The sequence below is a fragment of the Paenibacillus sp. RC84 genome (assembly GCF_041260495.1).
Classification (GTDB): Bacteria; Bacillota; Bacilli; order Paenibacillales; family NBRC-103111; genus Paenibacillus_F.
This window is the reverse complement of record NZ_JBGBYL010000001.1, coordinates 19,341-44,009: the sequence shown is the minus strand read 5'-3', so window position 1 is coordinate 44,009 and position 24,669 is coordinate 19,341. Positions and strand designations below refer to the sequence as shown.

Sequence of the window (24,669 nt, the reverse complement as noted above, 5' to 3'; positions counted from 1 at the left end):
AATGCTGTAGATAACATTTTAACAAAATTGTCTGCAAAACACCAATTGGGCACAAAACGGCCCCCGGAAAGGAATTTCTCCCTGCCGAAAGCCGCTTCTGCCCGGAGACGGAAATGTTACGATTTGGCGGATTCCGATCCATCGGTCGGCCCCGCATGCAGGAACGGCATCGTGCCCGGCATCATCTGCTCTCCCGCCGCAGGCATCGGAATGACATTGCTGGCGATCTGGAGGCCGAGGGCAAGCGAAAGCACTTCTTCCACCGATTCCACCGCGATGACTTCGACACCGGGCAGATCCGCGAAAAGCTCCTGCCAGTTTTCCTTCGGAATAAGCACGCGCGTCGCACCCGCCTGGAAGGCGGCCTCCACCTTGGCGACAACGCCGCCGACCGGCTTCACTTTCCCGTGTATGCTCATCTCGCCGGTCATGGCGAGCTTGTTGTCCACGGGTATCTGGTGAAGGGCCGAGGCGATTGCCGTTGCCATGGCGATTCCCGCGGAGGGTCCGTCGATCGGCGTACCGCCGGGGAAATTAATGTGCAGATCATAGTCCGAAGTGCGCAGCCCCATGCGCTTCAGAACCGTCAGCACATTCTCCACGGACCCGCGGGCCATGCTTTTGCGGCGCAGCGTGCGGGAACCGCCGCCCATCTCTTCCTCGTCGACGACCCCGGTGATGTTGAACGAACCGCTTCCCGGACGGGCGGCGGGGATTGCGATAACTTCCAGCTCCAATAGCGTGCCCAAATTCGGACCGTATACCGCAAGCCCGTTTACAAAGCCGACCTGCGGCTCCGAAGGGATTTTGCGTTCCGGTCGGGGCTGGATCTGGGAGCTGTTGACGACCCACTCGATATCGGCCGCGGTCACTTCTTCGCGCTTATCCGTCAGAGCGAGTCCGGCCGCCAGCTGAATCACATTGACCGCTTCACGACCGTTGGTCGCATAGCGTTTGACGACATCGATGGCGGATTCGTTCGCCGGGAACCCGATTTTGGCCAGCGCATTGGCCGCAATCTCGCCGATTTCCTCCGGCAGGAGCGGACGGAAGAAGATTTCCATACAGCGGGAACGGATGGCCGGAGGAATTTCATTCGGCGTGCGCGTCGTCGCGCCGACGAGACGAAAGTCCGCAGGCAGCCCGTTCTGAAAAATATCATGGATAAAGTTCGGAATGTTGTTGTCTTCCGAATTGTAATAGGCGCTTTCCAGGAACACTTTGCGGTCTTCCAGCACCTTGAGCAATTTATTCATCTGAATCGGATGGAGTTCCCCGATTTCGTCAATGAACAGGATACCGCCGTGAGCTTTCGTAACGGCACCCGGCTTCGGCTGCGGAATTCCGGCAACGCCCATTGCACCGGCGCCCTGGTAAATCGGGTCGTGAACGGAGCCGATCAGCGGATCGGCAATGCCCCGCTCGTCGAAACGGGCCGTGGTCGCGTCGATTTCCGTGAATTTCGCTTCATTGCGAAAAGGCGATTGCGGATTTTTCTTCGCTTCTTCCAGGACGACCCTAGCCGCGGCCGTCTTCCCTACACCAGGAGGGCCGTATATGAGCACATGCTGGGGATTGGGACCGCACAGAGCGGCTTTTAAAGCCTTGAGCCCTTCCTTCTGCCCGACGATATCCTGCATACTGGAAGGCCGCGTTTTTTCCGCCAGAGGCTTGGTCAGTGAAACGGACCGGAGCTTTCTCAGCTTCTCCAGCTCTTTCTTTGATTCTCTATCGATGGCAGACCGGTTGGTCTGCTGGTTGCGCAGCAAATTCCAGAAGTACATCCCGATGACAACTGCAAAAAACACCTGAATCAACATTAAAATCATACTAAAGCTCATATCCATTTTATCTTCAGTCCTTTCCGGTCCGATCTCATACATGGCAGTATTCCCCTCCTGTGAAGGAATAATCATGCCGTCCAAATGTTTTCTCGGTTAATCATGAATGAGAGAACGGTCGGCGTAGAAAGCTACCGTTAAACCTTTTCCGGAAAGGATGGACCGGATGTTTACCAAACGCTTACTAACGGGCTCTTGTCTGGCCGCTTGCATAACCGGCCTTTCTTTGTTTGCCATGGCTTGCGGAACGTCAAACCGGCTTGCCGAAACCAAACCTCATACCAGCGGTACCGCCTTGCAGGCATCCAAGCTTGCAGCCGACGCCAAAAAATCGCTTACTACGGGAAAAGCCCATGCGGAATCGCTGCCCGATATAATGGAACCGGCGACGACACCCGACTCCCCACTCAACGCGCAGCCTCCCAAATCCGCTTCCAGGACCAACAGCCATATAAATCCGCCCGATGTGCTGATTGATGTCGGACACGGCGGCATTGACGGCGGAGCCGTTCACGGCGATCTGCTCGAAAAAGACATCAACCTGGCCGTAGCCAAGCAGACTTATCAGCTGCTGACGGAAGCGGGCTATCGGATCGTTTTGAACAGAGACAAGGACTACGCTCTAAGCGACGACAACAAATGGCTTAATAACCGCAGCCGGCATATCCGTGACCTTGCCCAGCGGATGCAGATGGCCAACGACCTTAAACCGAAGCTGCTCATTTCGCTTCATGTGAATTCTTCGTTCAGCCGTTCCAAAAAAGGCCCCTATGTGCTGCATCAAAACAACGCCGGTTCCCTTTTTCTTGCCACTCAGATCCAAGAACGGTTGAACGCCATTTCAGGAACCCGGCATCTCCCCATCCTTGGTAAAACGTATTACCTTCTGAAAAGAGCCCAAAGCCCGTCGGTCATCGTGGAGATCGGGTTTATCACAAATGCGGAGGACCGGGCACGGATGACGAGCGCCGAAGGCCAGCAAAAAATCGCAGCGGCGATCCGGGATGCCGTTGCCGCTTATATCGCCCATGGGGATTTAGGCCCCGGGCCCGGAGGCAGCCAGAACAACGGTTCCCCACCGGCAAAATGACGGACAGCCCGCTTCGCTTGCCAAAGAAATCAGCTTTGGGGCTAAGGGGGCGAAAGGATTCCGGCAAATGCCAGGATTAAGCATCAGGATGTGCAAGTGTCCGTTTCAAGCTCTAACAAAAAAAGTCACGATCCTTAGGGGATCGTGACTTTTGATTTTATAAGCGGAGTCAGCCGATTGGCTGAATCCAGCCTTAGCCGGGGTGAATCCTATGCATCAGGAATGCTGAGCTTGAGCCTGCTTTTGAGCGAGCTCGATCCGTTCTTGATGCTGGCGGCGTCCCGGAATTTCACCCGTACGGTTGAATTCGTGGACAATGATGTCGATTTCTTTCTTCAGCTCGTTCAGAAGCTCGGCTTCCGGTACCTTGCGGACCATCTCCCCGTAGCGGAAAAGCAAGCCCTCGCCTCTCGCTCCGGCGATTCCGATATCGGCTTCGCGGGCTTCGCCCGGTCCGTTCACGGCGCAGCCGAGTACGGAAACTTTAATCGGCACCTTGAGGTTGGCAATGTAGGCCTCGACTTCGTTCGCGATGGAAAAGAGGTCGATGTCCAGGCGTCCGCAGGTCGGACACGAAATAAGCGTCGCGGCATTGGTAATGAGGCCGAACGTTTTAAGCAGCTCGCGGGCGACTTTCACTTCCTCGACCGGATCCGCGCTGAGCGAGATCCGCATCGTGGAGCCGATGCCCATGCTGAGCAGCGCACCGAGCCCCGCTGCGCTCTTCACCGTGCCGGAGAACAGTGTTCCGGCTTCGGTAATGCCGAGGTGAAGCGGGTAATTAAATGCCTGAGCTGCCTGGGTATACGCGGCGATAGCCATCGGCACATCGGACGCCTTCAGGGACACGATAATGTCGTGGAAATCGAGCTCTTCCAAAATGCCGATGTGGAACAAGGCGCTTTCCACCATCGCTTCAGGCGTCGGATATCCGTACTTCTCCAAGAGGTGGTTTTCCAAAGAACCCGCGTTTACGCCGATCCGGATCGGAATTCCCCGCTCTTTACAAGCTTTCACAACGGCTTCGACTTTCGAGCGGCGACCGATGTTACCCGGGTTGATCCGGACTTTGTCGATGCCGTTCTCAATGGCCGCCAGTGCGAGGCGATGATCGAAATGGATATCGGATACAAGCGGAATGTTGATCTGCTTCTTGATTTCTTTGACGGCGTCCGCCGCTTCCATATTGTTGACGGTCACACGAACGAGCTGGCAGCCGGCTTCTTCCAGCCGGTGGATTTCGGCTACAGTCGCTTTGACGTCCGCCGTTTTCGTCGTACACATACTTTGAATGATAACCTCGTCGCTGCCGCCGATCGTTAAATCTCCGACACGAACGGGTCTCGTATCTTTTCTGTGAAACATACGTGTCTTCTCTCCCATGAACCAAACATCCTCCGCGCCGCACCGGCATAAGCCGCGCCGGCCTCAAATGATGAAGCGGTCAGCCAAGGCCGGGCAGCTTGGAGGCTGTCGGTTACTCTATAGTATGAGCTCCGATCTCAACCGAGATCAGGCGCTTTCTTCTTTCTTCTTGTTGACATCCTGACCTTCCTGAGAGGAAAGAATAGGAGTCAATTTGTCCTGAACCGTATCTTTCGTAACGGTGCAGTTCGTTACATCCGTGCGGGACGGCACGTCGAACATCACATCAAGCATAATGCTTTCAATGATAGCACGAAGACCGCGGGCGCCGGTGTTGCGCTTAATGGCTTCTTTGGCGATAGCATCCAGCGATTCCGCATCGAATTCAAGCTTGACGTTATCCATGTCCAGCATCTTCTGATACTGCTTCACGAGGGCGTTCTTCGGTTCGGTGAGAATACGAACGAGAGCGGCTTCGTCCAGCGGTTCCAGCGTGGAGACAACCGGCAGACGTCCTACGAACTCCGGAATCAATCCGAATTTCAGCAGGTCTTCCGGCAGTACCATGGAGAGGTACTCGCCCGGCTTCAAATCGGTTTTCAGACCATCGGAGCTGAAGCCGATGACTTTCTTCCCGATTCTGCGTTTGATGATTTGTTCCAGGCCGTCAAACGCGCCGCCGCAGATGAACAGGATGTTCGTCGTATCGATCTGGATAAATTCCTGATGCGGATGCTTGCGTCCGCCTTGCGGCGGTACGGAAGCGACCGTACCTTCCAGAATTTTCAGAAGGGCCTGCTGTACGCCTTCGCCGGACACGTCGCGTGTAATCGACGGGTTCTCGGACTTGCGGGCTACTTTATCGATCTCATCGATGTAGATAATGCCGCGTTCGGCTTTCTCCACATCGTAGTCGGCTGCTTGGATCAGCTTCAAGAGAATATTCTCGACATCCTCGCCCACGTAGCCGGCTTCCGTAAGGGAAGTCGCATCGGCGATAGCGAAAGGAACGTTGAGAATTTTGGCAAGCGTCTGAGCAAGAAGGGTTTTCCCGCTTCCCGTAGGACCTACAAGAATGATGTTACTCTTCTGCAGTTCCACGTCTTCCAGCTTGCTTTGGGAGTTGATCCGCTTATAGTGATTGTAAACGGCAACGGACAGGGATTTCTTCGCCTGATCCTGGCCGATTACATATTGATCGAGAATGCCGCAAATGTCCTTCGGCTTCGGAATGTCTTTGAGATCCAGCTCTTCCTCGTGCCCGAGCTCCTCTTCCACGATTTCCGTGCACAATTCAATGCACTCGTCGCAGATATAAACGCCGGGACCCGCAACGAGTTTGCGGACTTGATCTTGGGACTTTCCGCAGAAAGAACATTTCAACTGACCTTTTTCATCGTTGAATTTAAACATTGGATCACTCCTTTAAGATTTCAGGTCGCTTCGAGTGATGACTTCGTCGATCAATCCGTACGCCTTCGCATCTTCCGCGCTCATAAAGTTATCGCGATCTGTATCGCGATCTATTTTATCATACGGCTGGCCGGTATGCTTCACATAGATATTATTCAGCTTCTGCTTCGTTTTGATGATCCAGTCGGCGTGAATTTTGATGTCCGACGCCTGCCCCCGGACACCGCCCAGCGGCTGATGGATCATAACCTCGCTATTCGGCAAGGCAAAACGTTTACCGGGCGCACCGGCCGTCAGAAGCAGGGAACCCATGCTCGCTGCCATGCCTACGCAAATCGTCGACACGTCAGGCTTGATGTGCTGCATCGTATCGTAAATTCCGAGTCCGGCCGTTACCGAGCCACCCGGAGAATTAATGTATACGTGAATGTCTTTCTCTGCGTCCTGGGACTGTAAAAACAGCAGTTGGGCAATGACAAGGTTAGCCACATCATCATCAATCGCGCTGCCGATAAAGATAATACGGTCTTTGAGCAGGCGAGAATAGATGTCGTAGGAACGCTCACCACGGGCTTCTTGCTCCACAACCATAGGGATAAGACTCATTGGACCAACTCCTTTGCGGGTACTTACTTTTCATTTTACCATGTTTAAAAGGTAAAGTCATTTTTAGGATAAATCCCGCTAAATATCGCTTCCGCGGCTGTTTTCGGGTAAAACAAAGGCACGCTTTGGATTACGTGCCTTTGTATGTGTCCTATTATACAGCTTTTGTCGGGATCGTGCAGTGCCTGGGAAGGCGAAGCGATTACTCGGCCGCTTCTTCTTCTTTGGCTTCCTCTTTCGCTGCTTTTTTAGCTTTCGATTCTTTCTTAGCCGGCTTTTCTTTCTCTTCCGTGCTGTTGGCGAGCAGGAAGTCTACGGTTTTGCGAACAGCCAGATCCTGCTTGATGCCTTCCAGGCTGCCGTTAGCTTCGAAGATCGAGCGAAGCTCTTCAACGGATTTCTGGTACTGTTCGGCAAGACGATCCAGCTCGGCGTTCACGTCTTCGTCCGTCGCTTCGATTTTCTCTGCGATCGCGATCGCTTCGAGAACCAGGTTGTTGCGAACGCGTTTCTCGGCGTCTTCTCTCATTTGAGATTTCAGCACGTCCACGTTCTGGCCGGAGAATTGGAAGTACAGATCCAGCGTCATGCCCTGCATGCGCAGACGTCTTTCGAATTCACTTACCATCTGGTCGAGTTCGGTTTCGATCATGGAAGCCGGAATTTCAACGTTCGCGTTGGCAGCGGCCTTCTCGACCACAGCTGTTTCGCGCTGAACTTCAGCATCCTGCTTCTTCTTCTCTTCCAGGTTCTTCGCGATGTCCTGCTTGTACTCTTCGAGCGTGTCGAATTCACTTACGTCTTTAGCGAACTCGTCGTCAAGTTCAGGAAGGTTCTTGCGCTTAATGTCGTGCAGCTTCACTTTGAAAGTAGCCGCTTGACCTTTAAGCTGCTCGGAGTGGTATTCTTCCGGGAATGTCACTTCGATGTCCTTCTCTTCGTCCTTGGTCATGCCGACGATTTGCTCTTCGAAACCAGGGATGAAGCTGTTGGAGCCCAGCTCAAGGGAGTACTTCTCCGCTTTGCCGCCTTCAAACGCTTCGCCGTTCACGAAACCTTCGAAGTCGATGATCGTGATGTCGCCGTTTGCCGCCGCGCCTTCTTCAACCACGACAAGCTCAGCGTGTCTTTGCTGCAGGCGTTCCAGCTCTTCGTCGATTTCCTTCGGAGTTACCGCGCTGTCCGCTGCAGGAATCGCGATGCCTTTGTAGTCGCCGAGTTCCACTTCCGGCTTCACGGCTACTTTCGCTTTGAACTTCAGGGCTTGGCCTTTACCGAATTGTTCAACGTCCACTTCAGGACGGTCAACAGGCTCGATGCCCGTTTCTTGAACGGCTTGCATGTAAGCTTCCGGCAGAATGATGTCCAGCGCATCCTGGTACAGGCTTTCGATGCCGAAGCGCTTTTCAAAGATGGACCGCGGTACTTTACCTTTACGGAATCCCGGAACGTTTACTTTGGCTACGACTTTCTTAAAAGCTCTGTCGAGAGCGTCGGCAACTTGCTCCGCTTCCACTTCGATATCAAGAACTGCAGTGTTCTTCTCTATTTTTTCCCAGCTTGCTTTCATTTTATGCTTTCCCCTCCAAAAATGTACCCTGACAAGTATTTTTTCACGTTCTGACCTCATAATTAAGCTCGTAAGCCTTTTAGTGGCCATTATAACCATTCTAGTATACCACAAACCCTTGCTTTTTCAAGCGAATGACTGGAATGGCTTTATTTTAGCCGCCCGTGTACAAAGCCTGGATAAAAGATTGCAGACAAGCGTAAGCTTCGCCCCACGCCTGCAGCATGGAAGCGGTGATTCCGTACTGCTCCCGCAGATGCTCCCTGTCCGCGCTCCCGAATAAAGATTCGTGAAGAACGGTATGCAGAGCGCTCGCCCAGACGTCCACCTCTTCTTCCCGGCAGATGCTCATCGACGTGTACAATTCCGTGCCGTACACCGTTTTGAGAAATTCCAGCCACGTCTGCTCGGCGAAAAAACCGAAGTCCGGCTGCTCCGACTCGCTGATCTGCTGAACCCGGTATACCATTTCGCGTATCCGGTCCGGGAATTCTTCGAGCTTCAGGGGCGTATCCTCGATGCGGAGCACCATTTTGTTCTGCGCTCGCGCAAGCACGACAGGGCCTTTGCCTCCCCGCTGCTTCAGCATCTGCAGGGCTCTGAACTGGACGAACGGATGGCTCGGGGCCGTATGGAGCCACTCTTTTACAAACTCGTCGATCCGGTCGTCCTCCGCAAAAGCAAGCTGCTCCAGAGCGATCATCTGACGCTCCATATCCGTACCGTCCTCAAGCATGTCCAGCAGACTCCCGACATACTGCCGGCCTTCCGCGGACTTCCCGGCCACCGACTGGCGCTTGAGGTCTTCCTCGGTAATTTCCTCCTCTTCACCGCCCTCCTGCATGACGGCATCGTCGTACAGAGTTTCCGGGAACATCGTTTCCAGCCACTGCAGAAGAGCTCTCCACTGGGCTTGTTTCTCCGCGTCGTCCCTGGCGAACTGCAGAAGATAACGAAGCAGGCGGACCGCCTCTTCATAGCGCTCCTGCTCCAGCAGTTGGGTCATCTGCTTCTCGTAGGAAGCGGCCGTTTTGGGAAATAAAACTACATTATCGTAGGAATGAGTCAAAGGTTCCACCTCGAAGCCGGACTCGTCCCGGCTGATTTTGAAATATTCTTCCGCAGTTCCTCCTGCAAAAGATCATCCATAAAGTGTACCGGATTAGCGGGAGGAAATCAAAGAACGGGATTTGGGCGGGTTCCCCCGCCCTCGCTGCTCCCGGCGTCTTTCCGTAAGGCCGGACACGTAAAAAAAAGCCAGCCCCCTGTCGAAGGAAAGCTGACCTCGTTTATTGAGCTGCTTAATAAAAAAGAATATCAGACCAGTTCAACGACCGGAATTTCACCGGCGCATTTGTTTAATCCGGTTGGCTGTCCGCCCCGACGCACAAGCGTAAAGTATTCGTAGCGCCCGATCACCGAATAGTCGCCGTGCATGACCCCGGGGTAGGCCCGGTCCACGGAATACACTTGGCTTTTGTGCGCCTGGAGCGCTTCTCCCTTGCGGCTGCGGAATTCCGAAATATTCACGCGTGACGTAATGGGGCAGCACTCGGACGGGCCGCAGTCGCCGCAGTGGTCGTAATAGTTCGGAATGGAGGCGTAATAAAGGTCGGGCGCCGCCCCGCCGTCCGCGTCCAATTCCTCGACCGCCCGCAGCACCGCCTTGGAGATGGCGATATGATCGGGATGCCCCGTTACTCCGTCCGGAGGAAACGTGACGACGAGATGAGGCTGCAGGTCCAGAATCGTCGCGGCCACACGGGCGGCCAGGAGATCTTCACGGACCTCGGCCAGGCCTCCGTCCGGATAACGGTAGAAGTGAACCCGCTCGACGCCGAGAACGGCGGCGGCCCGGCGGAGCTCCCCTTCCCGGTACAGCGCGATTTCTTCCCTGCAGGTAAACGTGTACTCCCCCGTTTTGCCCTTGCAGCCGGATGTGGCGCAGGCCAGATGGACAGCATGTCCACGCTCCGCATATTTGGCCATCGTGCCTCCGCAGGCAAACGATTCGTCGTCCGGATGCGCAAACACAAAGAGCAGCGTTTTCCTCATAACGTCCCCCACCCTCCCCCGGATTTACGGCAGCAGGCTGAGTCCCTGGGCGATCACTCCGTAAATCGGTTCTTTTTTTATTTCTTCCAGATTACATGAAGGGGCGAATTCGCGCAATTTTTTCGTCAAACGGCTCCGCACAAACTCATTATTCTGGAGAACCCCTCCCTGGAGGATCAAAGTGAAGGAAGTGTCTTTCATTCCAAGCTTTTCGATAACGGCCCGTCCCCCGTAAACAAGCTCATCCGCGGCGGCTTCGAGAATACGCAGGGAGGATGCGTCTCCCTCCCGCGCGGAATCGCTGACAAGCAGCGACAGTTCCGCAACGGTGTCTACCCGGTAGTCGGCCGAATACACCCAGTTGTACAGCTCCTCCTCCGAACGGAGGTCGAGATAGGGCAGGACTCTGCGGGCGAGAATCGTCGGTCCCTGCCTGCCGTCCAGAGTCTGCAGGATAGCGGTGAGGGCCTGTTTGCCGATCCAGTAGGCGCTCCCCTCATCCCCGACCCGGTAGCCCCAGCCGCCCGCCCGGGCGCTGCGTCCCTGTCCGTTGACGCCGTAAACGATGGAGCCGGTGCCCGCGATAAGCAGGACGCCCGGCTTGCCGTCCGTCGCTCCGAGCAGCGCGGCAAGTCCGTCGTTCTCCACGACGACCCGGTCCGCCTGAATCTCCGCCCTGGAGAGGGCTTCACGGACGAGCCCTTCAATGATCTGCCGGTCGTAGCCGGTATCGAGCCCGGCCATCCCGAAGACCGCGCATTCGACGCGCAGCGTTTCGTCCGGAGCGGGAGGTTCCGTCAGATCCTCCCTGGCGATCTTCATGGCCCGCACCAGCTCATCCACGGCGGCTTCCGTGCCCGTCGTCTGGTAATTGCAGGAACCTCCCCGGCCGGTTCCTTCTATTTTTCCCTGCCTATCGGTAAAAACAGCCAGGCACTTGGTTCCACCGCCGTCTACGGCTAGCAGCGGAATGCTGCGCCCCTTCATTGACCGGAGCTCCATCCTTCAAGCGCCGCATCCAGGTGCGACAGCGCCTCTTCCGTTTTGCTCTGCGAATCCCGGAGCCAGGCTTCCTGGGTCTGCTGACGGCTGCGGCGGTCTGCGATCGTGCTGCGGATTTCGTCCGGGGCAGGTCCCCCGGGCAGGGTGCGGATGTAGACGAAATGGACAGGGTCCAGCGAGCTGCGGAACGCTTCTTCTGTAATCGACAAGTCGCGGCCGATCACCTGACGGGCAATCTCGTTAACCATAGCCAGCGATATTTCGTTGGCGGCCAGCCCTTCGGATACCGCGCGTTTCACGACTCCGCTGACGATGTGGTGGGCTTTGCGGAAAGACAGGTTGTCGGTCCGCACCAGAGTATCGGCAAGTTCGGTCACCGTAGCAAAGCTGCCTTCCGTCCGCTTGCGCAGCACATCTTTGTCCACGTGAATCGTACCGATGACGCAGGATAGAAGGCGGTACATCTGATCGAGGACAGCCAGAGCTTTCCATGCGTACGGCTGCATGTCGTCTTCGGTGTCGACGATGTCGCCGAACGGCGTGTTGTGCATCATCGTCAGTACGGTCTGGGTGTTCCCCACGCAGCTCGAAAGAAGCGAGCGCATGTGTTCGAACGAGACCGGATTGCGTTTTTGCGGCATGATCGACGAAATCTGGACGTACGGGTCGGCTACGCGCAGCACACCGAATTCCTGTGTGCACCACAGCAGGAAATCTTGGGAAGAGCGGCCGAGATTAATGGCGGCCAGCTGTACGGCCGTCGCAATCTCACCGACATAATCGGCCCCGCCGATGGCGTCGTAGGAGTTATAGATCAGCTCGTCGAAGCCGAGCAGTTCCTGCATTCTCTCCCGGGAGATATTGAACCCGGAAGTGGTCAAAGCGGCGGAGCCCATGCTGCTGCGGTTGCAGTTGGCGTAGGCGGCCTGCAGACGGCGCACATCCCGGTCGAGCGAATCCGCCACCGCCATGATGTAATGAGCGAGCGTTGTCGGCTGCGCCTGCTGGGTGTGCGTGTAGCCGATCATGATCGTTTCGGCGTGCTCCTCGGCGAATGCGAGCAGTTGGCTTTTGAGGGCAAGCGCTCCCCGGATCGTCGTCTGGAGCTTCTCCCGGAGCACCATCCGGTAAATCGAGATGCCCATATCGTTGCGGCTGCGGGCCAGATGGAGATTGCCGGCGATGTCTCCGGCCGCTTCCAGCAGGTCGCTTTCCACCTGGAAGAACAAGTCCTCGAATTGTCCCGTATACTCGGCTTGACGCAGCCCGTCCAGATCCAGTCCGCGGATCGCGTCCGCAATTTGCGACGCTTCCTCTTCGGTAACGAGCCCCTGGTCTTTAAGCATAATCAGGTGCGCTTTATTGATTGCCATCATCGGGCCGAGAAGACTTGCTTTCGCTTCATTGAAAGCGGGTTTAAGCACAGCTTCCGTATAGGTCAGCCCGGGAAAGACGGCGCCTTCTTCCTGTAAAATCTGTTCGCGGTTTCTCATGCGGTCCATTCCTCCTAGTGGTACTTTCTATATGTTTATGACAGGCAAGCGGTGTGGTTCAGGGAGCGGGCCGGCCTAGCCAGTTCGCAATGAGGGCGTTCATGTTGGCCGTGACCTCGCCTACAATCCAATCGCCCGCTTGAAGAGAAGTCTGACGGATGTGGCCCGTATAGCCCTCCCAGCCTTCCGGCGTGCCTTCCACCAATACGTAAGGCATCGGGGAAAGCGGAGGAGGCGGAGTCAATTCCGCATCTTCTTCCGATACATGAACCAGGTCGGGACGGAACGCTTTGACAGCGGACATTTCGTAAGGCCCGCCGTGTCCTCTTCCTGTCGTCCCTTGAAAAAATCCGAGCTTTTCCGGAGCGTCCGCAGCAGCCAGCTGCCACCAGTTGATCAGGAGAAAGCTTGCATCCTTCCAGCGGGAAGTTACTTCCTCGGCAACCGTTCTGGAGGCTCCAATGTTGCCGTCATGGGCGTTGAGCAGCACGATTCGTCTGAATCCCGAACGGCAGATGCCTTCCAGCACATCGCTCAAATACCGGTGAAACACGGCCGGATCGATGGATATGGTGCCGGGATAATCCCCTGTTTTGCCCGGACATGCCGTGTAAGGAATGGCCGGATAAACGAGGGGTTTTAACCCCGGGTCAATAAGTCCCGCGAAGCCTTGGGCGAGAAAAAAATCCGTCCCCAGCGGAGAATGCGGACCGTGGTATTCGAAGCTTCCCAGCGGAACGACCGCAAAGGCGGCATTCCTGAAAGCGGACTCGGCATGCCTTCCGTGGATATCTAGGGCCTTCATGTTGTCCCCTCCGGTTTCTTTGGTTTGTTCCTGCTGCCGGATCAAGCCGACCGCGATAGAACGGAGGATCGGAAGATCCCCCGCTGCGGTCTTTCTTCATTTAAATAAGGAGTGAATCATCGGGCTTTTTGAAATAAAAGAACGGTATAAGTTCAATTGCCAAGCTTACTGCTTTAAGCTGATCATGTTCACGAACATCCGGATGGAACCCGGAACAAGGCTCGGCATTTCACGGTACCAGACAAGCGAGCTGTACGTATACGTGCCTTTGCCGTAATCGGCGGAGAGGAATGTACCCGTAAATTCTTTTTCGCCCGGATCGCCGTTGGAAATCAGTTCGGTGTACTCTTTGCCCCACTCAGCCGGATTGTAGGCCGAACGGTCCTGAATCCAGTTCTGCCAGTCGGCGTCCGTAATTTTGTTCGGCGTATTGAAGATCTTGTGATCCGGCGCCAGCATGGTTACCTTCGAATTCTCGTCCGTTACCCTCCATTGAATGAGAGGCTGGCCGATTTTGATCGGATACGGCGCGAGGTCCGGCGTCCATTTGTCTTCCGGCTTGTGATACTGAACGACCAGGTTGCCGCCGTTTTTCGCGTAATCAAGCAGACGCTGGTTGCTCGGAATCAGTTCCGGACGGAACGCGTAAGCGCGAATGCCGAGCACGATCGTATCGTATTGGGACAGATCCCCGAACTGGATCGCTTTCGCATCCAGGTTCGTCACGTTAACGCCTACCTGGCGCAGAACGGCATCGATATTGTCAAAGCCGCTGGAAACATAGCCGACTTTAAGATCCTTCGACACGTTAAGGTCAAAAGCTTGAATCGTTAAAGTCGCCGGTTTCACGTAATAAGTCGTGCCGATATGCGGGTACGTAATGACCTGCACCGTCCGGCTTGTGTCGGTCTGGCCTTCTTTGGCCACGGCGGAAATGTCCACCTTGCCCGGTTTCACGCCCTTCGGCGCTTTTACGGTAAACTCGATGGCTTTTGTTTCGTTCTTCGCCGCAAAGCTTACGTCCTGGGAAGCGGGCTCGACCGTCCAGCCTTCCGGAGCTTTCAGCGCAACGGTCGTTTTGGAAGCTCCCGGCGCGTAATTGCGGGCGGTTACTTTAACCGGTACGGCTTCGTCCGGCTTAAGCGTGTTGAACACGGCCGCTTCCGGGCTGAGGGTCAAGGACGTTGCCGGAAGAACGGCAACCGCGTTGTCCGGTACCGCATGGACCGCTGCCTGCGTGCCGTAGGCTGTGTATGTAACATCAGCGCTGATGAGCGGCAGGGCGTACGGGTTGAAGTCGGCGACTTTCGCCGGAACGGTCACTTCGAACTCGGTTTTGACCGTCTGGTTGTAACCCAGTTTCTTGAACTTGGCGTCGCCCGCCGGCTTGGCTGTCCAGCCTTCGGGAACATTCAGCTTCATCGCGATGTCCGAGATATCTACACTGCCGCCGCTGTGTGCGGTGACTGCCACCTTCGCCGTTTGTCCGGCTACAAGCTCGCCCGATACGGGCTTCACTTTAACGGTCAGAGAGGCCGCTTCCATGCTCGCTTTGTTAAGCTGATCGGTTTTCACCTGCAGCCTATGAAGGAGATCAGTTTTAACAGAAGAATCTAAAGTGGATTTTTCCACATTTTCAATTGCTGACTTCACGTCCGCCTTCATTTCATGAACCTCGCGTGCGACGTTCGCAAATTTAGGATAGGCGGCGATGACTTCATTGGCATCCTGCTGCAGGGTTTTCAGATCTTTGACGATCTTATTGTCTTTGCCTTTGGTGTCCAGCTCTTTGGCAAGATCTTCGAACGTAAAGGAAATGCCGTCGAAGAGCGAGCTGCTTTTTGAAACGGCTGTCTTGTTGTCCCCGGCGGTTCCTGCCAGCTTGTAATAGGAGTTTCCGGGACCTTCATCTACATGGCGGCCCATGCCTTGGCTTTTGTGCATAAAACGCGATTCTTCCCCCAGCTGCGAGTAGGAAGCTCCGTAAATTTCGTTATAGTCACCGACCGGAAGGGCGACATCGTAATCCTTGTCCGTGGCCGGCAGGTACAGCTTCTTCGGCTGCCATACGGCGAGGCCTTCTTTAAGCTGCTCCGGGAAAATAGCCGGATTGCCCGCGTCTTTGAACGCCCGTACCGTCAGAACGTTGATGGCCCTATGATGACCGTGAGTGGAATCTTCGTTCAGGAAAGCGGGAATCAGGATGTCCGGCCGTTTCTGGCGGATTTGGCGGATCAGCCGTTCGTAGGCGACGGATTCGCCCCACTTCTCCAGCGTTTCGTCCGGGCTTTTGGAAAAGCCGAAATCGTAGATCGGATCGTCGAGCTTCACGCTAAGGTTCGCCAGCGTAATGTTCGTGATCTTGGAAGCTTCCTGCAGTTCCCGGGTCCGGATAATGCCGAGGGCATTGCCGAGCTCGCTGCCGATTTCGTTCTGTCCGCCTTCTCCGCGGTTGGCGATGACACTGGAGGTGTCGACCCCTTGACCGAGAGATACATACGCGAGTGTAGCACTGTGCTCATCGTCGGGGTGAGCCCCCGTATTCATGGCACTGGCGATTGTGGTGAGCGGCTTGATTGATTTCCAGAGATCGACAACCCCTCTGTCGGCCGACGCTGTCTGCGGCGCCGCCGGTAAGGCGACGGTTCCGACAACCGTCAGCGAGACGGCGGCTGCCACCCACTTTTTCATCCATCTGTTTGCACTTGCTTGACTCAATCGCTTCTCCTCCTCAGGCGTAAAAGTGGCGGCAGGAATCCTGCATGACTCCCTGCCTTTATCAAAATCGCGGCGGACGCGGCGTTCCGCGGGGGAACGGCCGCGACCTTACGATAATGAACCGTAGCTCGGGTCAGATAGCGGACCCGGCGTTGCCGCCGGTCAGCTTCCTGGAAACGAAAAGAACGAGAATGATCATGACAATCTGCAAAACTCCGTAGGCGCATGCCGTACCGAATTCGAACGCATACATGCGCTGGAAAATTTCAACCGACATAGGTGTCGTGTTATTCGTGTACAGAAGGATCGACGCTACGAACTCGCCGAGGCCCTCCACCATGGCCAGCAGCGTTCCCGCGAGAATACCGCTCAGGGCCATCGGGAAGACAACCCGCCGGAAGCTGTACCACCATGAAGCTCCAAGGTTGCGCGCCGCTTCCTCTACCGAGCTGTCCATCTGCATCAGAGTCGAGGATGTCGACCGGAAGATCAGCGGCAGGTGGCGGACGAAATAAGCGAGCGGTAAAATCCAGAAGCTGCCGATCAGAACCTGGTTGAACGAGAATACGTTCGGTTCGCTGAAGGCCGTGATCAGGTTGACGGCTACGACCGTACCCGGCAGCGCCCATGGCAGCATGATCAGGATGTCGAGCAGCGTTTTGCCCTTGAATTTCATCCGGACGATGGCGTAAGCCGCCGCAACGCCGAAGAGCAGGTTGCCGATGGTCGCCACGAAGCTCATCTTGAAGCTGTTTGCGATCGGGCGCCATGTTTTCGGATCGGTAAACAGGTCTTTAAAGTGCTGGAGCGTATACTCCGGCGGAAGGACCTGGACCGTCCATGTACTGTCTTCGGAGAAGGAAAGCAGGACGATGACGAGAATCGGCAGCATCAGCACGAGAGTGGCGATAAAGGACAGCACCATCGCCGTGTACTTGCCCGCCTTGCTTTTCACTTCGGTCCGGTGGACGCTGACGCCTTTGCTCATGTTCTGATAGTTCCGCGCGTTCTGGTACCAGCGCATCATGATCAGGAACAGGATCGACACGATCGACAGCAGGGTCGATTGAGTCGCCGCCATGTCCAGGTCCCCGTTCGTACGGGACAAGTAAATCTGCATGGTGAGCGTCCGGTCGATCCCGAACACGAGCGGCGCCGTATAGGAAGCCATCGAGATCATGAAGACGAGCAGCGAAGCCGCGATAATGGCCGGCGTGAGCATCGGCAGAATGACTCTGCGCCAGATGAGCAGGCGTCCGGCGCCCAGATTGGCCGCCGCTTCTTCCAGCGACGGGTCCAGGCCTCTGATAGCGGTGGACGCCGTCATATAGAAATAGGTGTACATCGTGAACGTATGGACCACGATGACCCCCCAGATGCCCTTAAGCGCAAGCGGCGCGTGATCCAGGTCAAAAAGCTTCTGCAGCGCGCGCGGGATAATGCCGCTGTCCCCGTACAGGAACGAGAAGGACAGCACCCCGATCAGGGGCGGAAGAGCCATCGGCACGATCGCGAGGACGGACAAAATTTTGCGTCCCGGAAACTCGTAGCGCTCCAGCAGGAACGCCATCGCGACACCGACGATACCGCAGGTGATCACGCTGAGTACGGAGATGTAAACGCTGTTCCACAGCGCTTCCAGATTCGATGTATGATCAAGACTGAAGAAGCGGGCATAATTTTTGAACGAAAAAGCCCCTTCCAGCTTCACACTCTGTAAAAACGTCTGAAAAAACGGATAAATGACATAGGCAAGCAAAATCAGAAACAACGGCGCGATGAGCACATAGACGAAGTAAGGCGACGTCGTGATCGTGGTCCATCGGCTGTTCGGACGGATGGCCGGCTGCTGCTTGGCTTGCGGTTTGTTCGTCTGCACGGGCGCACCCTCCTTATTCTACGAAATAGACGCTTTCCTTCGGGACGGCAAAAGCGATATCCTCATCACGGTGGCGCATGCGCTGGCCGGGGCCGATAAACATCGCTTTAATCGGCAGCGTGCCGACCTGCGCGACGTAGTTGACGCTCACGCCCGTAAATTCCGACATCAGCACTTTGCCGGCCAGAATGTTCTCCAGGCCTCTCTCCGACGCCGCGGCTTCGCGAATCGATTCCGGACGGACCGAAACCGTCACCTTGCTGCCCTGTGCCAACCGGCACTCGGGCGAAGCGTTGGCGGCAAATCCCGTGATAAGCGTGTCGGACGAGGTGCGGACGTACACCGTGTCGCCTTCCAGGCGTTCCACGGTCCCTTCCCACAGATTCGACTCTCCGATAAAGGAAGCGACAAACCGGTTGACGGGACGGTTGTAAATGTCGTGCGGAGTGCCGATCTGCTGCACGACGCCGTCTTTCATGACCATGATCCGGTCGGACATGGACATGGCCTCGGCCTGGTCATGCGTGACATAAATCGTCGTAATGCCGAGCTCTAGCTGCAAGCGCTTAATTTCGAGGCGCGTCTCTTCCCTCAGCTTCGCGTCGAGGTTGGACAGCGGCTCGTCAAGCAGGAGAATATTCGGTTCGATCACCAAGGCTCGGGCCAGTGCCACCCGCTGCTGCTGCCCGCCGGACAACTGGTCGATTCTGCGGTCGCCGTATCCGTCCAGGTGGACGAGCTTCTGGGCGCGCGTCACCTTATCCATAATTTCCGCCTTGGACTGTTTGCGGACTTGGAGACCGAAAGCAATATTCTCGAACACGGTCATGTGCGGAAACAAGGCGTAGTTCTGAAACACCATCCCGGTGTTGCGTTTGTTCGGAGGCGTATACGTCACGTTGTTCTCGCCGAACATGATCCGTCCCTCCGTCGGATAATAGAAACCGGCGATCATGCGGAGCGTTGTCGTTTTGCCGCAGCCGCTGGGGCCGAGAAACGTGAAGAATTCGCCCGGCTGGATGTGGATGTCGACGTTTTCAACGCCGCGTGCGCCGTTAAACTGCTTGCTTACTTTATCGAGCTTGACTTCTATCAAGTGGAATCCCTCCTAGAAAGTAAAACTTCCCTACCTATCCGTACGTCTCTCCCGCCGGCACAAAGGCACAAATCGTATCATGTGCCCGGCCTAAACGGGCCCGGATGGGGCTTCCCCCACCCGGATCTGTCAGGCTTCGGGCTTTATTTCTTGCCTTTGCCCTTGATATTTTCATCCCAGTACTGCATCCACTCTTTTTCTTTGGAGGCCAGTACTTTCCAATCGAGCTGCAGCGGTTTCGTTTCGATTCCTTTCAGCCAAGCCGGGAATTCATCCTTGTTGATGTCCGTCCGGGTCGGGATCTGGAACAGCTTTTCCGCTTTCTTCTTCAGTTCTTCTTTATCGAAAAGGAACTCGTAAAATTTCTTGGCGGCGTCCATGTTTTTGGCGCCTTTGACAATACCCACTCCGTCTACGAGGATCGGAGCGCCGCTGGCCGGATAAATGAAATCGAACGGCTGCTTTTTCATTTCCTTCTGAATCAGGATATCTTGGAGGTTCCAGAGGGAAAGCGTGCCTTCCTGACGAGCCATTTTCAGATACAGGTTGGTCGGATCCTGCGTGTATTCCTTCGTGTTCGCGTCCAGCTTCTTGAGCCAGTCGTAGCCCTTCTGCGGATCCGCAGGGTCCTGGCGGTAAATCATCGAGGAATAGATCGTGCGCATCGTACCGGACGCCATAACGCCGCGGATCAGAAGCTTATCTTTATATTTCGCGTCCAGCAGCTCATCCCAGTCCTTCGGAGCATCTTCTTTCTTCAGCGCCTGGGAGTTGTACATGATCACTTCGGGCAGCAGCATTTCGCCGTACCAGCGGTCCTGGGCGTCCTTGTTCTCGGCCGCGACGTTATCCGCGAAGGTCGGCTTATACGGCTCAAGAAGACCTTCCTCGGCCCCGGTTATGAAAGAGGACTGCGTGCCTCCCCACCAGAAGTCCGCCTGGGGATTCGATTTCTCGCCGCGGATACGCTCCAGAACCTGCTGGGCGCCCATCGTCATGACTTCCACGTCAATGCCCGGATTTTTCTCTTTGAATCTCGGCAAAATCTCGTCGACCACGTTCTTGTCGCGGGCCGTGTAAATCACGAGCTTCTGGGAACCGGAAGCGGCTCCTCCGCCGGTGCCTTCGGCACCCTTCTTCGCACCGTCGTCACCGCCGCCGCAGGCCGACAGGCCGACAGCCATTGCCGCGATAAGAGTCAAACTGGTCCATTTGGTCATCTTCTTTTTCACTTGTACTCCCCCTAGTTCTAGATTGTATCGTTTAATCCGCGCCGGCAGATCCGGAGGATCTGGCCGGCTGGGCGGACGGAAACGCTTCCAGCACACTGTGGACGGCCCCCAGCAAACCTGCCCGCTCCCTCAGCCCCGCCAGTTGGATGTCCGGCAGCACCGGAACCCACTGCGCAAGCAGCTCGCGGATGCGGGCCAGGCCGCTTTCGCTCAGATGGACCATTTCGCCGCTCAGGATGAGCAGCTCCGGGTCCAGCACGCTGACGGTATTGGCGATACCGGACGCCCAATGGATGTAAACATCTTCGAGCAGCGTCCGGGCTTGGCGGCTTCCCTGATTCGCCTGTTCGCCCAGCTGCCGCAGGATGCTTCGCCCCGGATCGACGGTCAGACCGGCAGCCTTCGCTTTGTCGCCGATGCCGGTAACGGAGTAGTTCTTCTCGAAAACGCCGAATTCGCCTTGTCTGCGGAGCCGGTCGCCGCCGATAAGCATGTAGCCGATTTCGCCGGCAGCCTCTTTGCTGCCTCTGTAAAACTGCTTGTCGATGATAATCCCGGCCCCGATCCCGGTGCCCACATACATGTAGACCAGGCTGGAAACCCCCGAGCCGGCGCCCCCGTAAAATTCGCCCATCGTCATCATATTGACGTCGTTGTCGAGAATAACGGGAATGCCGAGCCGTTCTTCGATTTCCTTCCCGACCGGCAGGTTCATCCAACCCGTGCTTGGCGCGTAGCTGACGGTGCCGCTTCGCTTCTGTGTAATACCCGGCAGGCCGACGCCGATCCCGATAACGCGGTCGCGGCCGAACCCGCTTTTCTCAAGCAGCGTATCCAGGTTAGTCTTGAGCGCTTCCAGAGCGGAATCGCCGTCAACCGGCTGCTCCAGGCGGGTATGCACATGATGCAGCAGCTCGCCTTTCATATCGGCAATGGCCATTTCCAGCTCACTGCCTTCAAAAACGGCCCCGACGACCGTATACGCCTGAACGTTGTATTCAAGGAGAATCGGCTTGCGCCCGCCCTTCGACTCCCCCGTTCCCACTTCATGAATAAGCCCTTCATGGATCATTTCGTCCACGAGAGAGGAGACGCAGGGTCTGCTCAGCTTGGTCCGGACCGACAATTCGGCTCTCGACAAGCGGGGATGCTGGCGCAGTTGGTACAGAATGCCTTCCCGGTTCATTTGCTTTACTAATTTCGTATTTCCCGTTTTCCCCTTGCCGATCACAAGCCCAATCACCACCTTACTTAGTTAAAATGACTAACAAACTAATTAAATCAAGTATATGTATACGTTTACATGATGTCAATATAAAAAGTGAAATTAGTCATAGAAAATAAGTTTTAATCGCGTTATTATTAATAATTTCATATATTTTCAACCCTTTTCATCCTTAAAAAGCGTTTATTCTTCCCTTCAGTTTATTTGCTTTTCCGCCTCCTTATGCGTCCGCGTCAAAAAGCCCGCTGCAGCCGCAGCAGGCTTTCGTCTTCCTTACGCTTACTTCTCCGTCCCGTGACTGAGGTTGTTCTGGGCCGTATGCTTGACGTTTTTGGCTTCCATCTCCTCGGCAAATTCCGCGTTTACTTCGTACTTTTTGCCTTTGGTCGCTTTCGAAACCTTCGCCATGTTCATCACCCCCGCCCGGTTGTCGATTTCCTTTATTCCGGCCTCCGCCGCAAACGGACGGTGAACCGGAATACTTAAAGCGGCACTGCTCAGTGCTGTTTGTTCGGGAGCCGTTTTTCCGGGCGGTTTTTGCCTTGAGTCCTCCGGTTGCGTTCGTCTTTACGCTGAGTGTCATGCAGTTTGCTGATGAAATGACTATCCATCTCCGCAAGCCTCCCCGAGAAATAAGTTTCGTGAAGCCGTCTTAGTATGTCCGGGCTTAAGGGGGAAGCATGCCGGATCCCGCGAAAAAAAGAAAAAGAGCACCAGCCGGCGCTCCTCGGTTCTCTATACGTATAAGTGCTTGTCCGTTCAGGAAAGATCTTAAGCTTCCGCTTCCAGTCTCATGGCCATGTCAACCAGAACCGCGCGCGCTTCCGGCTTCGTTTTCACTTCGTTGTAAAGCTTCTCGAAAGCCGCTTTGTTTTCTTTGAATTCGCCTTCGTTCTTGATCGTGAAATGGCTCCACTCGATCAGACGATTCTCCGCATGGCGAAGCTCATTGAAAGCTTTATGGAAACCGCTGCGTTCAATCGCATCTTCCATTTCTTTCTGACCGATTTCCGCACCGTTTTGTCTCATGTCGTTCAGTTTCTTGTCAGCCTGCTGGCTGGCTGCGAGAAATTGTTCTTTGGCCGCCAAATAATCGATTTGCGCCCTGGCGTATTTACGTTTCATCAATAACAGTCCACCTTTAGCATGATTTCCCCGTTAGCGCTTGCAGGGGGAGTTTTCTTCTACCAGATTCTATTGTAACAAAATTTTTCTGGAAACAAAACCGATTTCGCCCTTCCAGTTCTTCCGGTCCTTACGGGGTGGACAGACATTTTCGCTGCCGGCGCCGCATACCCTTTAATCATCGCATTCGGCAGTCTTCTCGAAAGGCTCGCTTAGAACGTATTTCGAAAGGGTGAATATCATGTGCGGAATTACAGGATGGATAGACTGGCGCAAAGATCTGACCACATCTTCATCCATTCTCGAAAATATGACGGAAACCTTGGTTCACCGCGGTCCTGACGCTTCCGGCACGTGGATATCCGGCCACTGCGCCCTGGGGCACAGACGGCTGAGTGTCATGGACCCGCTTAACGGCGCTCAGCCCATGATCCGCAAGGACGGGGACCGGACGTACTCCATCGTATATAACGGGGAATTGTATAACGCTCCCGAGCTGCGCAGCGAGCTGGAACACCGGGGCCACCGGTTCGCGACCTCATGCGACACCGAAGTTCTGCTGGCCGCTTTCGTCGAATGGGGCCGGAGCTGCGTGGAGCGGCTGAACGGCATCTTCGCGTTCGCGGCCTGGAACGAACAGGAGCAGACCTTGTTCCTGGCCCGGGACCGTCTTGGCGTCAAGCCTCTATTCTACAGCCACACGGACGGCGCCTTCCTGTTCGGCTCGGAGCCGAAGGCTATACTCGCCCATCCGGATATCAGAACCGAGGTAGGCGCCGAAGGCCTTGCCGAGATTTTCGCCGTCGGACCCGCGCGCACGCCCGGTCACGGCATTTACCGCAACCTGGCCGAACTGAAGCCGGGCCATTTTATGGTTTACGACCGCAGCGGGCTGACGATCCGTCCTTACTGGAAACTGGAAAACCGGCCCCATACGGAAAATGTGGAGGAAACGGCGCTCCATATCCGCGAGCTCCTGGCCGACACCGCCCGGCGCCAGCTCGTCTCGGACGTCCCGGTCTGCACCCTGCTTTCGGGCGGGCTGGATTCCAGCGCGCTGACGACACTCGCCGCCCACCATTACCGGGACAGCGGCAGCGGCGTGCTGAATACGTACTCCGTCGATTATGCCGACAACGACAAGAACTTCAAGGAGAACGCGTTCCAGCCCAACTCCGACGCTCCTTGGATCAAGCGAATGACGGAATACCTCGGCACGGAGCATCATTACATCGAGTTCGATACACCTGAACTCTTCGAATCGCTCCGCACCGTCGTACTCGCCCGCGACACGCCCGGAATGGCCGACATCGACGGCTCGCTTTACCTGTTCTGCCGCGAAATCAAGAAAGGCGCCACCGTGGCGCTTTCCGGCGAAGCGGCCGACGAGATCTTCGGCGGCTACCCCTGGTTCCACCGGGAAGACGCCCTCAATGCGAACACGTTCCCGTGGTCGCTTTCGCTGCCTCAGCGGGTCGGCATTCTGTCGCGCGATTTCGCCGACTGGATCAAGCCCGAGGCATACGTCCGCGGCCGCTACGAGCAGGCGCTGGCCGAGGTGCCCCGTCAGGCGGGGGAATCGCGGGAGCAGAACCGGATGCGGGAGATGTCTTACCTGAACATCACCCGCTTCATGCCGACCCTGCTTGACCGCAAAGACCGGATGAGCATGGCCGTAGGGCTCGAAGTCCGGGTTCCCTTCTGCGACCACCGGCTCGTGGAATACGTGTGGAACATCCCGTGGGACATCAAAACGGCGGGCGACCGGGAAAAAGGCATCCTGCGGAAGGCGCTCGCCGGCGTACTGCCGGAAGATGTGCTGGCCCGCAAAAAAAGCCCTTATCCCAAAACGCACAACCCGAATTATGCGTCCGCGGTCAAACGGCAGGCGCTTGAAATTTTAAGCGATCCCTCGTCGCCGCTTCTTCCTTTTGTGGATGCCAAAACGCTGCGCGCCATGGCGGCTCCGGGAGCCGAATCGACCGAGTTCCCCTGGTTCGGCCAGCTCATGTCCGGCCCGCAAATGTTCGCGTATCTGATCCAGGTGGACACGTGGCTGCGCGAATATAAGGTATCGATCCGTTAAGGATCTTACCGCACGTCTGTCTATGCGCGTCTAAACTTACATCTGTTGGTTTCCGAGCGGTACCGGGA

Annotated in this window: 20 protein-coding genes; 2 read left to right on the top strand and 18 right to left on the bottom strand. The window is 55.8% G+C overall.

The genetic code is table 11. The annotated features are described in order from the left end of the window. Positions 1-116: 116 nt before the first annotated feature. Positions 117-1,841, bottom strand: a complete 1,725-nt coding sequence (gene lonB, locus ABH899_RS00210; protein ID WP_369994058.1) for an ATP-dependent protease LonB — start codon at positions 1,839-1,841, stop codon at positions 117-119. 166 nt (positions 1,842-2,007) lie between these two features. On the opposite strand from lonB, the gene ABH899_RS00205 reads away from it, so the two are divergent. Further along, complete coding sequence (locus ABH899_RS00205) at positions 2,008-2,931, top strand: N-acetylmuramoyl-L-alanine amidase family protein (RefSeq protein ID WP_369992987.1); 924 nt, start codon at positions 2,008-2,010, stop codon at positions 2,929-2,931. A 216-nt stretch (positions 2,932-3,147) separates the two neighbouring features. Here ABH899_RS00205 and ispG read toward each other — a convergent pair whose 3' ends face one another. From ispG to ABH899_RS00120, 17 genes are all read right to left on the bottom strand, one after another. After that, entirely contained in the window at positions 3,148-4,296 is a 1,149-nt protein-coding gene (ispG, locus tag ABH899_RS00200) for a flavodoxin-dependent (E)-4-hydroxy-3-methylbut-2-enyl-diphosphate synthase (RefSeq protein WP_009674222.1), read from the bottom strand. 147 nt (positions 4,297-4,443) lie between these two features. Further along, on the bottom strand, positions 4,444-5,709 hold the full coding sequence (gene clpX, locus ABH899_RS00195) for an ATP-dependent protease ATP-binding subunit ClpX (protein WP_042230544.1): 1,266 nt from the start codon (positions 5,707-5,709) through the stop codon (positions 4,444-4,446). A 12-nt stretch (positions 5,710-5,721) separates the two neighbouring features. Further along, positions 5,722-6,315 carry an ATP-dependent Clp endopeptidase proteolytic subunit ClpP gene (gene clpP / locus ABH899_RS00190; RefSeq protein ID WP_009674201.1) on the bottom strand — a complete coding sequence of 198 codons (594 nt, stop codon included), beginning with the start codon at positions 6,313-6,315 and terminating at the stop codon, positions 5,722-5,724. A 202-nt stretch (positions 6,316-6,517) separates the two neighbouring features. Beyond that, positions 6,518-7,885 carry a trigger factor gene (tig, locus tag ABH899_RS00185; RefSeq protein WP_009674213.1) on the bottom strand — a complete coding sequence of 456 codons (1,368 nt, stop codon included), beginning with the start codon at positions 7,883-7,885 and terminating at the stop codon, positions 6,518-6,520. A 154-nt stretch (positions 7,886-8,039) separates the two neighbouring features. Next, positions 8,040-8,963, bottom strand: a complete 924-nt coding sequence (locus ABH899_RS00180) for a hypothetical protein (RefSeq protein WP_369992983.1) — start codon at positions 8,961-8,963, stop codon at positions 8,040-8,042. 239 nt (positions 8,964-9,202) lie between these two features. Beyond that, positions 9,203-9,940, bottom strand: a complete 738-nt coding sequence (locus ABH899_RS00175; protein ID WP_009674207.1) for a PIG-L deacetylase family protein — start codon at positions 9,938-9,940, stop codon at positions 9,203-9,205. 24 nt (positions 9,941-9,964) lie between these two features. Beyond that, entirely contained in the window at positions 9,965-10,927 is a 963-nt protein-coding gene (locus ABH899_RS00170; protein ID WP_369992981.1) for an N-acetylglucosamine kinase, read from the bottom strand. Next, on the bottom strand, positions 10,924-12,435 hold the full coding sequence (gene argH, locus ABH899_RS00165) for an argininosuccinate lyase (protein ID WP_369992980.1): 1,512 nt from the start codon (positions 12,433-12,435) through the stop codon (positions 10,924-10,926). Before argH ends, ABH899_RS00170 begins: the two co-directional genes overlap by 4 nt. 58 nt (positions 12,436-12,493) lie before the next feature. After that, positions 12,494-13,240: a creatininase family protein gene (locus ABH899_RS00160; RefSeq protein WP_369992977.1), complete on the bottom strand. Its 747-nt coding sequence runs from the start codon at positions 13,238-13,240 to the stop codon at positions 12,494-12,496. Positions 13,241-13,405: 165 nt separating this feature from the next. Next, entirely contained in the window at positions 13,406-15,931 is a 2,526-nt protein-coding gene (locus ABH899_RS00155) for an NEW3 domain-containing protein (RefSeq protein ID WP_369994056.1), read from the bottom strand. A 160-nt stretch (positions 15,932-16,091) separates the two neighbouring features. After that, positions 16,092-17,798: an ABC transporter permease gene (locus tag ABH899_RS00150; RefSeq protein ID WP_369994055.1), complete on the bottom strand. Its 1,707-nt coding sequence runs from the start codon at positions 17,796-17,798 to the stop codon at positions 16,092-16,094. 52 nt (positions 17,799-17,850) lie between these two features. Then, the gene (locus ABH899_RS00145; RefSeq protein ID WP_009674234.1) at positions 17,851-18,933 is read right to left on the bottom strand and encodes an ABC transporter ATP-binding protein; all 1,083 of its coding nucleotides are present in this window, start codon (positions 18,931-18,933) and stop codon (positions 17,851-17,853) included. 143 nt (positions 18,934-19,076) lie between these two features. Beyond that, positions 19,077-20,165, bottom strand: coding sequence for an extracellular solute-binding protein (locus tag ABH899_RS00140; RefSeq protein WP_369992973.1), 1,089 nt, complete (start codon positions 20,163-20,165; stop codon positions 19,077-19,079). A 31-nt stretch (positions 20,166-20,196) separates the two neighbouring features. After that, a complete protein-coding gene (locus ABH899_RS00135; RefSeq protein WP_369992970.1) occupies positions 20,197-21,396 on the bottom strand; it encodes an ROK family transcriptional regulator in 1,200 nt (399 codons plus the stop codon). 273 nt (positions 21,397-21,669) lie between these two features. Beyond that, positions 21,670-21,798 carry a hypothetical protein gene (locus ABH899_RS00130; RefSeq protein ID WP_256123684.1) on the bottom strand — a complete coding sequence of 43 codons (129 nt, stop codon included), beginning with the start codon at positions 21,796-21,798 and terminating at the stop codon, positions 21,670-21,672. Positions 21,799-21,887: 89 nt separating this feature from the next. Further along, positions 21,888-22,001: a DUF4023 domain-containing protein gene (locus tag ABH899_RS00125; protein ID WP_016423522.1), complete on the bottom strand. Its 114-nt coding sequence runs from the start codon at positions 21,999-22,001 to the stop codon at positions 21,888-21,890. Positions 22,002-22,161: 160 nt separating this feature from the next. Next, on the bottom strand, positions 22,162-22,515 hold the full coding sequence (locus tag ABH899_RS00120; RefSeq protein ID WP_009674233.1) for a hypothetical protein: 354 nt from the start codon (positions 22,513-22,515) through the stop codon (positions 22,162-22,164). A 241-nt stretch (positions 22,516-22,756) separates the two neighbouring features. On the opposite strand from ABH899_RS00120, the gene asnB reads away from it, so the two are divergent. Next, the gene (gene asnB, locus ABH899_RS00115) at positions 22,757-24,601 is read left to right on the top strand and encodes an asparagine synthase (glutamine-hydrolyzing) (protein WP_369992967.1); all 1,845 of its coding nucleotides are present in this window, start codon (positions 22,757-22,759) and stop codon (positions 24,599-24,601) included. Positions 24,602-24,669 lie beyond the last annotated feature (68 nt).

Excerpts from the sequence above, each read along its gene's own strand:
- lonB (WP_369994058.1), bottom strand. The coding sequence starts at position 1,841 with ATGAGCTTTAGTATGATTTTAATGTTGATTCAGGTGTTTTTTGCAGTT.
- ABH899_RS00205 (WP_369992987.1), top strand. The coding sequence starts at position 2,008 with ATGTTTACCAAACGCTTACTAACGGGCTCTTGTCTGGCCGCTTGCATA.
- ispG (WP_009674222.1), bottom strand. The coding sequence starts at position 4,296 with ATGTTTCACAGAAAAGATACGAGACCCGTTCGTGTCGGAGATTTAACG.
- clpX (WP_042230544.1), bottom strand. The coding sequence starts at position 5,709 with ATGTTTAAATTCAACGATGAAAAAGGTCAGTTGAAATGTTCTTTCTGC.
- clpP (WP_009674201.1), bottom strand. The coding sequence starts at position 6,315 with ATGAGTCTTATCCCTATGGTTGTGGAGCAAGAAGCCCGTGGTGAGCGT.
- tig (WP_009674213.1), bottom strand. The coding sequence starts at position 7,885 with ATGAAAGCAAGCTGGGAAAAAATAGAGAAGAACACTGCAGTTCTTGAT.
- ABH899_RS00175 (WP_009674207.1), bottom strand. The coding sequence starts at position 9,940 with ATGAGGAAAACGCTGCTCTTTGTGTTTGCGCATCCGGACGACGAATCG.
- ABH899_RS00170 (WP_369992981.1), bottom strand. The coding sequence starts at position 10,927 with ATGAAGGGGCGCAGCATTCCGCTGCTAGCCGTAGACGGCGGTGGAACC.
- argH (WP_369992980.1), bottom strand. The coding sequence starts at position 12,435 with ATGAGAAACCGCGAACAGATTTTACAGGAAGAAGGCGCCGTCTTTCCC.
- ABH899_RS00160 (WP_369992977.1), bottom strand. The coding sequence starts at position 13,240 with ATGAAGGCCCTAGATATCCACGGAAGGCATGCCGAGTCCGCTTTCAGG.
- ABH899_RS00155 (WP_369994056.1), bottom strand. The coding sequence starts at position 15,931 with ATGAAAAAGTGGGTGGCAGCCGCCGTCTCGCTGACGGTTGTCGGAACC.
- ABH899_RS00130 (WP_256123684.1), bottom strand. The coding sequence starts at position 21,798 with ATGGCGAAGGTTTCGAAAGCGACCAAAGGCAAAAAGTACGAAGTAAAC.
- ABH899_RS00125 (WP_016423522.1), bottom strand. The coding sequence starts at position 22,001 with ATGGATAGTCATTTCATCAGCAAACTGCATGACACTCAGCGTAAAGAC.
- ABH899_RS00120 (WP_009674233.1), bottom strand. The coding sequence starts at position 22,515 with ATGAAACGTAAATACGCCAGGGCGCAAATCGATTATTTGGCGGCCAAA.
- asnB (WP_369992967.1), top strand. The coding sequence starts at position 22,757 with ATGTGCGGAATTACAGGATGGATAGACTGGCGCAAAGATCTGACCACA.